Below are 16,269 nucleotides of genomic sequence, written 5' to 3'. Positions count from 1 at the left end.
ACTGCCTGTCTTTCTTTTATCCTCGTATCTCCCTGCCTTTTCCATGCTCACCATTTTTCTCTCATTATACCACAGCACAAAAAGAAATTACAGAACAATTCAAACATTTGTTCTATCTTTTTTCTGGATTTTTATTCTCCGGTTCTTTTTGTTTCGCGAATTTTATCTCCCAAAAAAATGGAGCTGGCGCTTCACGATTTTTCAATCGAGAAAACGACAGCTCCTTTATTTTTGTGTTTATCACAGTTTTTCCAGCTGGGAGAGCCACTGAAGTGTAGGTTCTTTGGTATTCATGCCATAAATACGGTCGCTATGACCCAGCCACTGACTCAGATTCTCCAGGGTCAGAGAGCGGCAATAGTCCTCTAACTCCTGCCGGGACCGGAAAGGTTTCATATCCTCCCAGCCTTCCATCTCCCCAGGATACGGGTGCCCGTTCATGGCGGCATAGAGCAGGTTGCCCCAGTAAGCGGCACTCTCCTGCCGCAATAGGGCGGCAGCCACATCGCCCTTATAATGGGCGGCCAGGATTTCCAGCCGCTGCTCCGGATTGCTGTTTTCCAAAGCCTGGGGACAATCCTCCTGACAAAGCTGCGCCAGTACGGCGGCGCTGAGAGGATCTTTATCCTCCCATCCGTAGAGGTAGCTGCTGCATGGGCACTCAAAAGCCCTCTCATAAAACTCGTTATTTAAGCGATTCAGTGTATAAGCATAGACATAGACTCTGCCATGGTCCAAAGGGTTGCTGAAGCCGGTGAGTCCGTCAGCCTCTAAGGCCTCCCAGGCTTTCTCCCACACAAACTGTTCACAGCTATCGCTGGCCGTATACATCAGAGGCAACACGTCTGCAAAGGGAACTTTTGTCATAGGAACTCCTTCTTTGTGGTCAGAACATTCATTGACAGGCTTCTGCTCCCGGCTGGGTGATACCCCTGATGGCGCGGTCCGCGGCGCCGCCGATTCCTCCATCGACGAGGCTTTTGGCGCAGGTTGGAGTTCCGGCTTTGGTGCGGGTTCCTGAGGCAGATAGTCCTGAACACCAAATTCCTTAGCCAGCAAACGGGCAGCCTCCGCATGCCCCTCTTCGGCAGCAAAGGTTAAATACTGTTTTGCCTGCTTTTTGTCGCCTTTAGCTGCTTTCTTTTCATAGTTGGCAAGAAAGCAACGCCCAATCCAATAGTCAATCTCCCCATTCTCTTTTCCAAATGCCTTAAGAAGTGTGAGAGCGGCCCTTGAATAGTCTCCGCTGTCATACTGCTTCCGGCCCTCTGCTAAAATTTCAGCAGGTGACTTTTTCTTCCCGAATCCGAACAATCCCATAGTGCATACCTCCTGACATAAACATTATTTTTCTTCTCTTCATTATATAACGGACAACAAACGATTACAACAAATGAACACACATTCGGAGCATCTTTTGTCATACTATATCGAAGATTATAAAGATGGGCTGGAAAAGATTTCAAATGTCAATTTAAAACTTTTAGAAACCATCGCCAGAGACAGCGCACAGGCTAAAACATCCGCCGCCGGTCCGGCATACAAAACGCCGTCCAATCCAAAAATCGCCGGCAGCAAAATCAGCATTGGTACTAAAAAAAATCCCTGTCGTGGCAGAGACAGTATGATACCCTGCCTTACATTTCCTGTCCCGGTAAAATAACCGGCGGACAACGGCTGAACACCTGACAAAGCTATCGTCAACATATGAATTCTTAAATAGCGCTCAGCGAACTCGAAGTAAAGGTCATCGCCTCCTCCAAAAATTTGAATCAGTTCACGGGGAAAGATCTGACATATGAGGAAGGAAGCAAAGCCTATGATAAAGGACATCGTAAGCGCTTTATCATAAGCCTCTTTTACCCGTTCATAGTTTCCCGCTCCCATATTATATCCAAAAATCGGCTGACACCCCTGGTTTAATCCCATGATAAAAGCCCCGAGAAGCCCGTTGAGTTTCCCTGCAATTCCTGCAACAGCCAAAGGAATATCGTCCCCATAAACAGAAAGGCCTCCATAATAAATCAATGTATTGTTCATAACAATACCCACAAACATCATGATCATCCCATTGATAAATCCGCACAATCCCAATTTCACAATGCGGATGACATATCCCGGCCGTAATACCATCATCTCCCACTTTATGCTAAAGGTTTTAAACCGCAAAAAATAGCGAAAACAAAGAAAAAAGGAAATCGCCTCTCCGGCCAGCGTTGCCAGAGCTGCTCCCTGTATACCCCAATGAAAGCCAATAATAAAAAGCCAATCCAGCAGCATATTTATGACGGTGCCTGTCACATTACAAAACATGGCATAAACCGGACTCCCATCAGACCGAATCAGTGAACCGGCCCCATGAGTAAACACCTGAAAAGGAATCCCCAACGACATTGTTTCCAGATAAAGCTGAGCATAGGGCAATGTGTTTTCTGTTATTCCGCATAATTTTAAAATCTGTGTACTAAACGTCTGAATTAAAGCTAAAATAATAAATCCGAGGATAATCATCAGTGTGAGTCCGGTTCCCACAAAGCCTTTGGCCCTTTCTTTTTGTTTAGACCCCAGACACAAATTAAAGTTTGCCGCCGTTCCCACTCCGATCAATTGGGCAAAAGCTCCGGACAGCATCATCACCGGAAAAGTCACATGTATCGCTGCGTTTCCCAACATACCAACAGCATGACCGATAAAAATCTGGTCAATTATACTATATGCTGAATTAACAAGCAGGCCAACGACCGAAGGAACCGCGAATCTGCCGATCAATCCTATCACAGAGGCATATCCCAGAGAATTATCTTCAGCACGCATGCATCGTTCTGATTTTTCCATGCCCTCCCCTCCTGCTTTATCTCTACGCTTTACCCATTCAAAATATCCATTGATTTTTCCCTTTCCCACAGATAATTGCAGATACCCGCACTGTGCAGGGTACACCCTCTGCGCGACAGCTTTTTCCAATGCTTTGCATAAAAAAAAGCCCCATCCGATAATCATTTTATCCGATGGGGCCGCCCAAACTTTTATAAACTATTCAACTTTCTATTATTTTGCCTCGCCATTTAAATAATCCATGGCAGCCCGGAGCTGATTATCCTCCTCAGCCTCCCTGTCATATTCAACCACCTTATCCGGTTCAATCCCCGTTCCATGAATGCAGACGCCGGACGGCGTATAATATTTCGCCGAAGTCAATTTCACTGCCGAACCGTCCGACAACGGGATGATCGACTGGACAATCCCCTTGCCAAAAGTTGTCGTTCCTATAATTTCGGCTTCATCATAATCCTTCAAAGCCCCGGTGAAAATTTCTGACGCGCTGGCCGTATTTCCATTAACCAACACCGCCATAGGCACATCGATCCGATCATCATCCAATGCCCATTCTTCCTCCCGGTTGCCGTCTTTATCCTCCGTATAGACAAGCAATTCTTTCGGAAGTACCGTGTCCAGAATATCACAGACACTGTCCAGAAGACCGCCGCCATTATCCCTCAGATCGAAAATAAAGCTCTGCGCTCCCTGAGCTTCCAAATCCTCTGCCGCCGCTGAAAACTGCTCCGCGGTCACCTCGCCGAATTCAGAAATCTGGATGTAGCCGATCTGATCCTCCAGCATCCGATAAGATACCGTCGGCACATCGACAACCGCCCGCGTCACCTCAACATCGATATATTTATCCTCCGAAGCCCGGTAAATCGTTACCTGCACCGACGTGCCCTCTTCGCCTTTGAGTTTTGCGACCACCATATTCAAATCCTCGCCGCTCACCTCTTCGCCTTCCACCGCATAGAGGATATCATCTTTTTGAATACCGGCTTCCGCCGCCGGTCCGCCCTCAAAAGGCTTGACGATCGTAATCAACCCCGTACTCATATTCTGGGAAACATAGGCGCCGATCCCCGAATATTTTCCGGATGTGGACTCCATCACTGAGGCAAATTCTTCCGGCGTATAATAGGTTGTATAGTCCTCTTCCAGTCCGGCCACATATCCGGCATAAATCCCCTGTTCCAGCTTATCCAGATCAATATCTTCCGGATTCAGATAATAACTGCTGATCAGCTTATCGATTTTATCTATTTTTTCTTCAATTTCATCATAGCGCTGTCCCAGTCTTCCTGTTGACTGACCGCGGTAACTCTGCACACCGCTGACTCCGGCCCAGACAACTCCCATAACGGCTAATCCGGCCGCAAAGCTTACAAAATTTTTCTTATTCATATCTCTCAGCCTCACATTTTTTCATTCCATCCTATTGTACAACAAGTATTCCGGAATGCAAAGGGAAAACACAGATTTTTCACCGAATCTCAAAAAGGAGGCAGGATAATTCCCGCCTCCCTATATGTAATGTAAATTGATCACGGGCTGACATAACCCAACGGGTCTACCCAATAACCGTCATATCCGCCGGAAGAGCCGACCATCACACCAAAGTGAAGATGAGGACCTGTGGACCATCCGGTACTTCCGACTGCCGCGATCGACTGGCCCGCGCTGACATACTGTCCTGAGCTGACATACAATGCCGATGCATGCATGTACACGCTGAGCACACCGCCGCCATGGTCGATAACTACCCAGTTTCCGGCGCTGCTGCTGTATCCCGCAATCCATACGGTTCCGCTGGCCGCCGCATAGATCGGACTGCCATAGCTTGCGCCGATATCAATACCGTTGTGGCTGCCGCCGCGCCAATCCTGATAACCGAAAGTATCTGTCAGCATTGTCGTATCGCTCGGCCAAACCCATCCGCCGCCATAGGACGGTTTCGAAGCGCCGGACACATCCGGCACATAACTGCTGCCGCCGCCATCGCCGGAAGCCGCTGCTTCCTGTGCCGCTGCTTCAGCAGCCGCTGCAGCTGCCGCCGCTGCAGCGCGGATTTCCGCCTCAATCTCTGCCAGTGCCTGCTGCTCCATGGAAATATTTTCTTCCAGTTCCGCAATATACTCCTCCGTATACTCAATCGTCGCATTTAAAGACTGAATATAAGCGGCCTTTTCATCCAGAATTCCCTGAAGCTCAGCCTCCTGATCTTCCAGCTCCTGCTTGAGCTGTTTGATCCGCTCAACTTCCTCTTCCTGCTGTTTTTCAAGGGCTTCAATCTGTGTTCTTGTCTCCTGAAGACTCTGAAGCAGATTGCTGTCATAATCAGAAATCTTGGAAATATATTCTGTGCTGTTAAGCAGGGATGTAATATCCTCCGCCGCAAGAAGAATCTCCAGATAACCGGTCTCACCCTTTTTATACATCACTTTAATACGAAGTTTTAAAGTCTCATACTGCTGCTGCTCCTTTTCACGGGCAGCCGCCAGATCAATTTTTGTCTGCTCCAGCGCGGCTTCCGTCTGCTCCAGTTCAAGGTTTGTCGCATCAATCTGTCCCTGAACATCGGCTAACTGGCTGTCCAGAGCTGCAATCTCAGCCTCCGTATTTGCCTTATCCGTCTGCAATTCACCCAGAGCTGCATTCTGAGCCTCTTTTTCCTGCTCCAACGCCTCAATCTGCTGTTCTTTTTCCTCTTTATCGCCTTCATCCACGGCAAAAGCCGTCAAACTCAGCGAAAAAGCCATCACACAGGCCATCAGTCCGCTGAGCAGCCTTGTATGTAAACGTTTCATATCTTTTCTCCCTTCCTATACTCTCACATGTTTTCTCAAAGTCATATAACTTCCGATAAAACCAATACCCAATCCGATCGCAAGCGATATCGGAATAAGGATATTAAATACGTCATTCACATCCATGAATGTCAGTATTTTGTTTAATATTGAAAAGTGTTCCAAAACGAAGTCTACAACCATCGGATAAAGCAGCCGCAAACCGACCACCGGAATTGCAGAACCGATCAAACCAATCGTCATACCTTCAACAATAAACGGCCCGCGGACAAATAAATCCGTCGCACCAATGTATTTCATAATTGCAATCTCGTCCTTACGCACCGTAATACCGATCATAACCGTATTACTGATAAGGAAAATCGCAACGAATACCAAAATTAAAATAATGCCGATAGACACATAACCGATCAACCGGCTGAAATTCGTAAAGCTGTCCGCAATAATTTCAGAACCGTTGACTTCCGAAACACCGTCCAGCGTTTGAATATAATCGATCAGCTCCGCCTGTCTTGATGTATCCGACAGATAAACCTGTACGCTGGCACAATCCCACAACGGGTTGTCCTGATCCAATCCGGCAAGAATTCCTTCATCCCCATCCGGGAAATAATCCTGTTTAAAATTCTCCCACGCTTCATCCGCAGAAATATAAGTTGTTGAGTCAACCTCTTCCCGCGCCTCGATCAACCGCTGTACTTCCAGCATATGTTCCTCTGCCACTGTATCATCAAAAAACACCGTCAGCCCGACATTGGTTTCCGCCGCATGCACCATGTATTGAAAATTCGCTACAATACAATAGAAAATACCAAACATAAACAAACATGCGGTAATTGTTCCAATCGACGCCAGGGAAAACAACCGGTTGCGGCCAATATTTTTAAAGCCCTGCCGGATGGCGTAAAACATTCTACCAATCATTTGTTATTCCACCTTTTTCATCGCTGATAACCACACCTTTGTCTATCGTGATAACCCTCTTCTGCATACGTTCAACAATATCCCGATTATGGGTAACAACGACCACCGTGGTCCCTCGTTTATTAATATCCTCCAGAAGTTTCATAATCTCCCACGCATTCGCCGGATCCAGATTACCTGTCGGCTCATCCGCCAGCAAGATTGGGGGATTATTCACCAAAGCTCTCGCCAGAGAAACTCTCTGCTGTTCACCACCGGACAACTCACCCGGCAATGATTCCGCCTTATCCGCCAGCCCGACCAGGGTCAGCATCTGCGGCACCGTTTCCTTGATCACCTTCGCCGGTTTCCCGACAACCCGCTGTGCAAAGGCAATGTTCTCATAAACATTTCTGTCCTTGAGCAAACGGAAATCCTGGAACACAACGCCAATACCGCGGCGCATTTTCGGAACTTTGCGGCGGCGCAGACGTCCGATATTCTGACTGTTAATATAAATTCTTCCCGAAGTTGGCTCCAGCTCCTTTAATAACAATTTAAACAGTGTTGTTTTACCCGAACCGCTGCTTCCTACGATAAATACAAATTCACCCTTACGAATTCTAAGATTAACACCATTTAAAGCAGACACGCCTGTGCTATAAGTTTTGCAAACGTTATCTAAAACAATCACGTTATGACCTCCTTTTATCGCCGGTACCTTGCTTTAAATTTTAATACTCAAATGTCTCCATATACCTCATATACTTGACAACCATCAACGCGATCTTAAAGGTGATGGCGTCCTCAAATACTCTCAAATCCAGCCCCGTACTTTTCTGAAGCTTATCCAAACGGTATACCAGCGTATTTCTGTGAATATACAACTGTCTGGATGTTTCCGAAACATTCAGGCTGTTTTCGAAAAATTTATTAATTGTGATCAATGTCTCCTCATCCAGATCATCCGGAGACTTGCCGTCAAAAATTTCTTTAATGAACATCTTGCACAACGGCACCGGAAGCTGATAGATCAAGCGGCCGATACCCAGATTACTGTAAGCTACGATCGCTCTCTCGCTATAGAAAATCTTTCCTACGTCAAGCGCCATCTTCGCCTCTTTATAGGAACGGGAAACATCTTTGATCTCATGGACGATCGTTCCCAAAGCGATCCGGCACTTTGTCAGCCCTTCACCGTGCAGCATATCCAATAACCCTTTGCAGGACTTCGTCAATGCCTCATAATTTTCATTTTCCTTCACTTCGCGGACAACAATGACGCTCTTCTCATCAACCGCCGTAATGAAATCTTTTGTCTTTCCCGTATAAATCCCACGGACAATTTCCAGCCCGTTTAATTCTTTATCATTGTTTAACTCAATAATTACGGCGATCCGCCGAACATCCGTATCGATTCGAAGCTTCTTTGACCGATTATAAATATCTACCAAAAGTAAATTATCCAAAAGCAGATTCTTAATGAAATTATCTTTATCAAATCTTTCTTTATAGGCTACAAGCAGATTCTGAGTCTGGAAAGACGCAATCTTTCCAACCATATAAACGTCATCACTGTCCCCCTTGGCCAGAATGACAAATTCAAGCTGATGCTCGTCAAATACTTTAAAAAACTGAAATCCGCTGAGTACCTGACTGTCCGCAGGAGAATTGACAAAGTCCAAAACAGCATTCTCATATTCTTCTGCATTATTCATTGTGGATGCCAAAACCTTCCCCTCGGTATCCATAACGCACAAATCAACTCTGGTGATTGCTTTTAAGCCTTCCATTGTTGTCTGCAAAATCTGATTTGAAATCATATCTACCACCCTTACTTCTTATCATATAGTCCTGTTCCTATCAACTCCTTTCTCTATAATAGTGCAAATATGCCAAAAAGTAAAGGTTTTTTTATCCGTTTTTATAAAACAGACCCATGTAAATTACAAATTTGTTACAGAATAATTTCATTTATGAATTCTAACACATTTTTTAATTTAATTTTGCCTAAATTTTTTTGATGCTTTTTATTAAAAATGTATACACCCTCCGTCTTTTTATGCTATACTCAAAATTACTCAGTAATATTCAATAAAATAAGTAAGAGGAAATAGACTATGATACGTAAAACTGTCCTGATCACCGGTGCTTCCAGAGGCATCGGGCGGGCCATCGCCGAGACTTTTGCCGGCGCGGGATGGGCCGTTGGTATCTGCTGCAGGAAAAGCAAAGAAGATTTGCTTGATGTAAAAAAACATATTGAAGCCATGGGATGCCAATGCTATGACTTTATTGGCGATATGGGGGGCTATGAAGACGCGCAGCGATTTGTCGCCGGAGCCCGCAGGGTCCTCGGCCCGGTGGATTGTCTCGTCAACAACGCAGGCATCTCTCACATCGGTCTTCTCAGCGACATGGATGCCGGAGAATGGAATGAAGTTATTCGAACCAATCTTACATCGGTTTTTAACTGCTGTAAACAGGTCATTCCTGACATGGTTGCCCGCCAAACCGGAAGCATTATTAATATTTCTTCCGTCTGGGGCAATTGCGGCGCCTCCTGCGAAGCGGCCTACTCAGCCTCCAAAGGCGGCATGAACGCCCTCACAAAAGCGCTGGCAAAGGAACTGGCTCCGAGCCATATCACTGTCAACGCCATTGCCTGCGGCGCTATCGATACAGAAATGAACCACTTTTTGTCCGAAGAAGAACGATTTCAATTGATCGATGAAATTCCTGCCTGCCGGATGGGAACTCCGGATGAAGTCGGACGGCTGGCTCTCCGGCTTGCCGGAGAACATTCCTATCTGACCGGTCAGATCATCTCGCTGGACGGCGGCTGGATTTAAAAAAGTCCGGCCTGCGGCAAAATCACCGCGGGCCGGACTTTTCCTGTATACCTTATCGCGCGAAACTTGACGCAGCGCGCCCATGTGAAAAAATCTCAGGCAGTTTCTTCAAACTGAGAGTTATATAAGTCGGCATAAAATCCGCCTTTTCTGAGCAATTCTTCATGATTGCCCTGCTCGATGATGTCGCCGTCCCTCATAACAAGAATCACGTCGGCATCTTTAATCGTCGATAATCGATGGGCGATGACGAAGCTGGTCCGCCCTTTCATCAGATTATTCATCGCTTTCTGGATCCGTTCTTCGGTTCGCGTATCCACGGAGCTGGTCGCCTCATCCAGAATCAGCACCGGATTGTCCGCCAGAATCGCCCGGGCAATCGTAAGAAGCTGCTTTTGTCCCTGAGAAACATTGCTGGCATCCTCATTTAATTCCATCTGATATCCTCCCGGAAGGGTCTGAATAAAGTGATGAGCGTGGGCTGCCTTTGCCGCCGCGATAACCTCTTCATCCGTTGCTTCCAGCCGTCCATACCGGATATTTTCCATGATTGTTCCTTTAAACAGCCATGTATCCTGAAGGACCATTCCGAAAAGTTCTCTGAGTTCTCCCCGATTAAAATCTTTAATGTTGTGTCCGTCAACCAAAATCTGTCCCTGATTGACATCATAAAACCGCATGAGCAATTTGACCATCGTGGTCTTTCCTGCGCCTGTCGGCCCGACGATCGCCACGGTCTGCCCCGGTTCCACATCACAGCTGAAATCATGGATAACCGTTTTATCCGGTTTATATCCAAATCGTACATGCCGGAATGAGACCCGTCCTTCCGGCGCTTCCAGATGTACCGGATTTTCCAACGTGATATCTTCCTCCGGCTCTGCCAGGAATTCAAACACCCTCTCGGAAGCCGCAGCCATCGACTGAAGCATATTTGACACCTGGGCCACCTGGGAGATCGGCTGGGTAAACTGACGCACATACTGAATAAAAGCCTGAATATCGCCAATCTCAATGGTTCCCTGAATCGTCAGATAACCGCCGACAACAGCCACGGCCACATAGCCGAGATTTCCGACAAAATTCATGATTGGCTGCATCATGCCGGAAAAGAACTGAGATTTCCATGCCGAAGCATACAGCGTGTCATTTGTCTCAGAAAACTCTTTCAGTACCTCTTCCTCCCGGTCAAAGGCTTTAACGATATTCTGTCCGCTGTAAACCTCTTCAACCTGTCCGTTGATATGGCCCAGATATTCCTGCTGGGTGCGGAAATATTTCTGAGAGGATTTGACCACTGTCGTAATTAAGATCATGGATACCGGCAGAATAATAATGGCAATCAGAGTCATCAGTGGACTGATACTGAGCATCATGATCAAAATACCGATCACCGTCGTAATGGATGTGATCAGCTGGGTGACACTCTGGTTCAAGCTCATTCCCAATGTATCCACATCATTGGTGATCCGGGATAAAACTTCGCCGACAGTCCTTGACTCAAAGTATTCCAGCGGCATCCGATTGATTTTTTCGGAAATCTCCTTCCTCATTCGGAAACACATCTTCTGGGATATTCCCGTCATCAGCCAGCCCTGAATAAATGAGAAACAGGCGCTGACACCATAAATTCCTATTAATATAAGAAGAATCCGGCCTATTTTCCCGAAATCGATTCCCGCACCGCCGGAAAGTTTCGATAAAAGACCGTTGAAAATCTCGGTCGTTGCTTTGCTCAAAATCTTCGGTCCGACAATATTAAAAGCCGTACTGCAGATCGCGAAAATGATAACAAACACCAGGGCTATTTTATACCGCCCCATATAATTCAACAGCTTTCCGACACTGCCTCTGAAATCCTTTGCCTTTTCTCCCGGCATCATGCCCCGGCCCATCGGTCCGCGGCCTCTCATCGGTTGTCTTCTCTCTTCACTCATGATGCACGGCCTCCTTTCAACTCGGACTCGGATAACTGGGATTTCGCGATCTCCTGATAAGCCTCGCAGCTTTCCAGCAGCTCCTCATGACGGCCGATGCCGGCCACATGCCCGTCCTCCAGGACAATGATCTGATCCGCATGAAGAATCGTACTGATCCGCTGCGCCACAATAATGACCGTCGCATCAGAAACCTTTTCCTTCAATGCTCTTCGCAGAACAACGTCCGTCTTATAATCCAGCGCAGAAAAGCTGTCATCAAACAGGAATATTTTGGGATTTTTAGCAATAGCCCTTGCAATGGAAAGACGCTGTTTCTGCCCGCCGGAAACATTGGTTCCGCCCTGGGCGATCGGACTTTGATACATATCCTTCTTTGTCTCTATAAACTCTGTTGCCTGAGCAACCTGTGCCGCTGTCTTCATAGCTTCATCCGTAATCCAGTCGCCGCCGAATTTCAGATTGGATTCAATAGTGCCGGAAAACAGTACGCCCTTCTGCGGCACAAATCCGAGAAGGCTCCGCACCTTATTTCTGGAAAGTTCCCGGATATCAACGCCATCAATGGTAATCGCCCCGCCGGTCACATCATAAAATCTCGGAATCAAATGAATCATCGTTGATTTACCGCAGCCCGTACTTCCGATAATCGCAGTCGTTTCTCCCGGTTTCGCCGTAAAACTGATATGTTCAAGGGCATCCTCGCTGGCCCCCGGATACCGGAAACAGACATCTTTAAATTCAACATAACCTTTGGCCGCTTTCAGCTCATCATCCCGCACATGTTCCGCATCATGAATGGAAGGTTCTGTTTTTAAGACCTCATCAATACGGTCCGCAGCCACACCGGCCCTCGGCAGCATAATGGATATCATCGTCAGCATCAAAAATGCCATAACGATCTGCATGGTATAAGTGATAAAGGCCATCATATCTCCAACCTGAAGATTTCCCTGATTAATGCCATGAGCCCCATTCCATACGATCAAAACACTGATACCATTCATAATAAACATCATGGCCGGCATCATAAAGGTCATTACCCGGTTTGTAAACAACTGGGTCTTCATCAGATTTGTATTGGCTACATCAAAACGCTGTTCCTCATGCTTTTCTCGACTGAATGCCCGAATCACCGGAATACCGGTAAGGATCTCTCTGGATACCAGATTCAACCGGTCCACCAAATCCTGCATTTTCTTGAATTTCGGCATAGCAAGGGACATTAATATAAGTACCAGCGCCATGATCGCCGCGACGGCCACCACAATGATCCAGCTCATCCCTGTTTTTGTGTGGAGCACCTTAAAAATGCCGCCGATTCCGATGATCGGAGCATAGCATACCATTCTGAGCAGCATAACTTCCACCATCTGAATCTGCTGAATATCATTTGTACTCCGGGTGATCAGCGAGGCCGTTGAAAACTTATCCATTTCCGCATTGGAAAAGGATACAACTTTATTAAATACACTCTTTCTTAAATCCCGGCCCACACCGGCGGCAACCCTGGCGGCAAACAGGGACACAAGAATCGAGGCGCCCATCATCACCACTGCCAGACCGACCATCTGGATACCTTTTGTTTTCAGATAATCCATCTGAATATCATCCAGATTCATTCCGAGAGCCGCATATTCTTCTTTCACAAACAGAACGGCCTTCTGCTGGATGATCGACTCACTCATATCCCCGAAAGATGCCTCAACCTCATCCCTTTTGGCAATCATATCCTCTCGACTCACCATTCCCGCGTCCACGGCCTGACGGATCTGGCTCACATCCACCTCTCCGGATTCTTCCATTGAAGCTAAGATGAGCATCGGCATCCCGAAAGCATTGTCCATTTGTTCTAAAATATCATCATCCTTTGTATTCAATACATAGTTTCCCTCTTCATCCTCCTGATAATAAGGTTCTATGCTTTGAATCTCCTCATCTGTCATAAACAGACACAGATTTTCATAAGTTTCCTTCCGCATCCGTTCCGGCGTTGCCCGTTCAATGCCTCCCTGCTGAATTCCCACATCCACAATGTCCGATGTATACTGGGGCAGCGACAATTCACAACCGGCCTGAACAACAAGCAGAAGAATAATGGTAAGTACCATCGCCTTCGAATTTTTCAGATAGCTGAAAATTTTTAACATATCCGGTCTCCTTTCTCTGTCTTTTTCAGTTCATCTTCCATAACATCCACCATCTGGTTAAAAAGATTCAGAAGCTGCAGCATATTTTCCATGCCCATCCGCCCAATGACCCTCTCCGTATAATTCCAAAGAATTTCCCGACATTCATCCCGTTTTTTCAGTCCTGCCTCTGTGATAAAAACACGGGTATTCCTCCGGTCCTTTGAATCCGCATGACGGACAATATAATCTTTGCCCTCCATGCCTTTCAGCAGACGGCTGACGGCCGGCGAAGAAACCTTCATTTCTGCTGCCATACTGGAAACATAAATACCCTTTTCCCGGGCGCCGCACTGAGGACATCCGGAACACATCTCTAATATTTTATATTCCCCAACCGATATCTCCTTCAGCATGCCGCCCATGTTCAAATGTTTCAGACGGAACATAGCTCTGAACATTTCTTCCTGCATTTTCCTGTTTTTCATCTCTTCACCTCACTTAGTTAACATGGTTATTATTTAACATAGTTAACTATTTACAAGGATTTATTTTACACCCATTTCACCTGTTGTCAACCCCCATTTTATTCCGCCTTTTTTACTTGTTTCTAAACCGGTATTCCTGTATACTGAAATTAAAAAAGAACTATAAAAAGGGGGTTTTCAAATGAATGCAAAAACAGTTGTATTAAATGGGGAACGCATGAATTATGACCATCGGCTGGACTATTCGATTTTGTCCGATGAGGTGAAAGTCTATGAAACAACGGAACCGTCGGAGATTCTTGAACGTATTCAGGGATTTGACATTGTTGTCACTAAAGAAATGCCGGTTTCCGGCGATATTATCCGCCGGTTCCCGGATTCGGTGAAATTGATCTGCGAAGCCGGCACAGGATACAACAATCTGGATCTGGAGGCGGCCAGAGAAAAGGGGATTACCGTATGCAACGTGCCGTCCTACAGCACGGAGAGGGTGGCCCACACAGCCATCATGATGATTATGAATCTCAGCTCATCCATGCGCAGACAGATTGCCATGCTGACAGAAAATAACCACGATAATTTTACCAAATGTATGCAGGTTGACCATGTAGAGATCAATGCCAAGACACTGGGCGTTGTCGGCGCCGGACATATCGGCCGGGAAGTCATTAAAGTCGCTCAGGCCCTTGGAATGAAAATTCTGGCCTACGATGTCAACGCTGCCGGAGATGAACCGGGCATCCACTTCACTTCACTGGAAGAAGTACTCTCCCAAAGTGATTATGTGTCCCTGCACTGCCCGCTCATGCCTCAGACACGCCATATCATCAATAAAGATACCCTGGCCCTGATGAAACCAACGGCATTTATCATTAATACCGCCCGCGGTCCTCTCATCGATGAAGCCGCTTTGATCGAGGCTTTACAGGCAGGACGCATCGCCGGAGCCGGACTGGATGTTCAGGAGGTCGAACCGCCGGCTGAGGATAACCCGCTCTATCAGATGGAGAATGTCATCCTCACACCGCATATGGGCTGGCGAGGCCTTGAAACCCGCCAGCGCCTCGTCTCCATCCTTGCCGACGATATCAAAAACTATCTGAACGGCACACCGATTAATGTGGTAAGCTGATTTTAAAAAAACTCTTCTTTCCGAAAACCTTGAAACGGTTTCTGGAAAGAAGAGTTTTTCTCTTTTTTACCTGCCTTTTTTACTAACTCAATGAATCGTTTGTTTTACATGATTAATCATTTTTTCAACTTCCAGTGATATATTTATTGGAATCAATTTTACATTTGGATGTTCTCTGCTGAAAACAACAAATAATTCATGGGCAAATCCCTGACCAATTTCTTCAATTCCCGAAAAATCCAATTCTATTTCTCGAAATTTATCAAAACGATTGCACAACCTTTTTGCCTGAGACCTCGATACAGGGTATGTTTCATATATATTTTTTATCGGTATGCGTGTTTTTATAAAGCCTCCGTCTACATCTGCAAACATATCAAACACCTCCCTTAAATTCTTTTTGCTATAATTGGACAATTGCATAAATATCACGGTACCTCTTTCATCTCCCCACGTTTTTAAAGTATCTATTTCCCTTATGTCTTTAGATATATCATCATACTTATCGTGAGAAAATATTTTACCATCAGATAACGCAACAAAATTATCTAATATCCGAGAAGTAAAAAATATCCCTTCTCCTGAATGATTTTGGGTATCTGTTGTGAGCTTTCCTTTAAAAAGCTCGCTAATAGCGTCTTCCAGAGAATCATAATTATAATACTCTTTTATTTTTTTGAATATTCCAACGCCCTCATCATTAATTACAATAATTGTGTTCATATAATTTTGAGCAATTAATATAAATACAAGCTCTGCCTGCGAATGGTCAATGGCATTATTCATCATTTCCATAAAAGAATATTGCCATATCTGTTTCACGTTATCCGGTAATTTTTCAATATATTTCTTCACATATTTTTCATAAATGACATCCTCTTCCGATAACTGGCCGCTTGACCTTGCTAAGGTAAAAACTTCTATATTTTCAACAAAATTATAATTTCTTCCATCCTTACGAATTATTTCTGCTTTCTCCAACTCCCTGATATATCTATAAATCGTATTAAGCGAGACATTAAAAGCTTCTGCGGCCCTTTTTGCCATATCCGTCTGCCCTTCGTCAATTTTTTCCAATATATATCTTTTTATCCGTTCTCTTTTTTCAGAAGTAAAGCTCATCTGCATCACCTTAAATTTTAACTATATTTTTATTTTTTTTAATTATAACACGTTCAAAAATATCCGTAAAGTTAAA

13 protein-coding genes are annotated in these 16,269 nt (G+C 45.6%); 2 read left to right on the top strand and 11 right to left on the bottom strand.

Annotated elements, in window-relative coordinates; all coding sequences use genetic code 11:
• Nucleotides 1-240: 240 nt before the first annotated feature.
• From ACMN7X_RS14380 to ACMN7X_RS14350, 7 genes are all read right to left on the bottom strand, one after another.
• Entirely contained in the window at nt 241-1,320 is a 1,080-nt protein-coding gene (locus tag ACMN7X_RS14380) for a hypothetical protein (RefSeq protein ID WP_418748141.1), read from the bottom strand.
• A gap of 117 nt (nt 1,321-1,437) precedes the next feature.
• Nucleotides 1,438-2,835, bottom strand: coding sequence for an MATE family efflux transporter (locus ACMN7X_RS14375; RefSeq protein WP_418748140.1), 1,398 nt, complete (start codon nt 2,833-2,835; stop codon nt 1,438-1,440).
• Nucleotides 2,836-3,048: 213 nt separating this feature from the next.
• Entirely contained in the window at nt 3,049-4,227 is a 1,179-nt protein-coding gene (locus ACMN7X_RS14370; protein WP_418748139.1) for a S41 family peptidase, read from the bottom strand.
• Between the two features lie 140 nt (nt 4,228-4,367).
• Complete coding sequence (locus tag ACMN7X_RS14365) at nt 4,368-5,630, bottom strand: murein hydrolase activator EnvC family protein (RefSeq protein WP_418748138.1); 1,263 nt, start codon at nt 5,628-5,630, stop codon at nt 4,368-4,370.
• A gap of 15 nt (nt 5,631-5,645) precedes the next feature.
• Complete coding sequence (gene ftsX / locus ACMN7X_RS14360; protein ID WP_418748137.1) at nt 5,646-6,554, bottom strand: permease-like cell division protein FtsX; 909 nt, start codon at nt 6,552-6,554, stop codon at nt 5,646-5,648.
• On the bottom strand, nt 6,544-7,227 hold the full coding sequence (gene ftsE / locus ACMN7X_RS14355) for a cell division ATP-binding protein FtsE (protein WP_418748136.1): 684 nt from the start codon (nt 7,225-7,227) through the stop codon (nt 6,544-6,546). The genes ftsX and ftsE overlap by 11 nt, the downstream gene beginning before the upstream one ends.
• A gap of 40 nt (nt 7,228-7,267) precedes the next feature.
• On the bottom strand, nt 7,268-8,356 hold the full coding sequence (locus ACMN7X_RS14350; RefSeq protein WP_418748135.1) for a PucR family transcriptional regulator: 1,089 nt from the start codon (nt 8,354-8,356) through the stop codon (nt 7,268-7,270).
• Nucleotides 8,357-8,653: 297 nt separating this feature from the next.
• Between ACMN7X_RS14350 and ymfI the strand changes: the two genes are divergently transcribed.
• Complete coding sequence (gene ymfI, locus ACMN7X_RS14345; protein ID WP_418748134.1) at nt 8,654-9,385, top strand: elongation factor P 5-aminopentanone reductase; 732 nt, start codon at nt 8,654-8,656, stop codon at nt 9,383-9,385.
• Between the two features lie 95 nt (nt 9,386-9,480).
• Here ymfI and ACMN7X_RS14340 read toward each other — a convergent pair whose 3' ends face one another.
• From ACMN7X_RS14340 to ACMN7X_RS14330, 3 genes are read right to left on the bottom strand one after another with little or no spacing between them, the layout of a single operon-like run.
• Nucleotides 9,481-11,322, bottom strand: a complete 1,842-nt coding sequence (locus ACMN7X_RS14340) for an ABC transporter ATP-binding protein (protein ID WP_418748133.1) — start codon at nt 11,320-11,322, stop codon at nt 9,481-9,483.
• Nucleotides 11,319-13,472 (bottom strand): ABC transporter ATP-binding protein, encoded by a 2,154-nt coding sequence (locus ACMN7X_RS14335; protein ID WP_418748132.1) that lies wholly within the window; start codon nt 13,470-13,472, stop codon nt 11,319-11,321. Before ACMN7X_RS14335 ends, ACMN7X_RS14340 begins: the two co-directional genes overlap by 4 nt.
• The gene (locus ACMN7X_RS14330; protein ID WP_418748131.1) at nt 13,466-13,939 is read right to left on the bottom strand and encodes a MarR family winged helix-turn-helix transcriptional regulator; all 474 of its coding nucleotides are present in this window, start codon (nt 13,937-13,939) and stop codon (nt 13,466-13,468) included. The genes ACMN7X_RS14335 and ACMN7X_RS14330 overlap by 7 nt, the downstream gene beginning before the upstream one ends.
• 181 nt (nt 13,940-14,120) lie before the next feature.
• On the opposite strand from ACMN7X_RS14330, the gene ACMN7X_RS14325 reads away from it, so the two are divergent.
• Entirely contained in the window at nt 14,121-15,071 is a 951-nt protein-coding gene (locus tag ACMN7X_RS14325; protein ID WP_418748130.1) for a 2-hydroxyacid dehydrogenase, read from the top strand.
• An 87-nt stretch (nt 15,072-15,158) separates the two neighbouring features.
• Here ACMN7X_RS14325 and ACMN7X_RS14320 read toward each other — a convergent pair whose 3' ends face one another.
• A complete protein-coding gene (locus ACMN7X_RS14320; RefSeq protein ID WP_418748129.1) occupies nt 15,159-16,193 on the bottom strand; it encodes an STAS-like domain-containing protein in 1,035 nt (344 codons plus the stop codon).
• Nucleotides 16,194-16,269: the final 76 nt, after the last annotated feature.

Origin of the sequence: Frisingicoccus sp., assembly GCF_048388605.1 — a bacterium.
Taxonomy (GTDB): domain Bacteria; phylum Bacillota; class Clostridia; order Lachnospirales; family Lachnospiraceae; genus Frisingicoccus.
The sequence above is the reverse complement of the archived record's forward strand: the minus strand, read 5'-3'. Positions and strand labels throughout refer to the sequence as shown.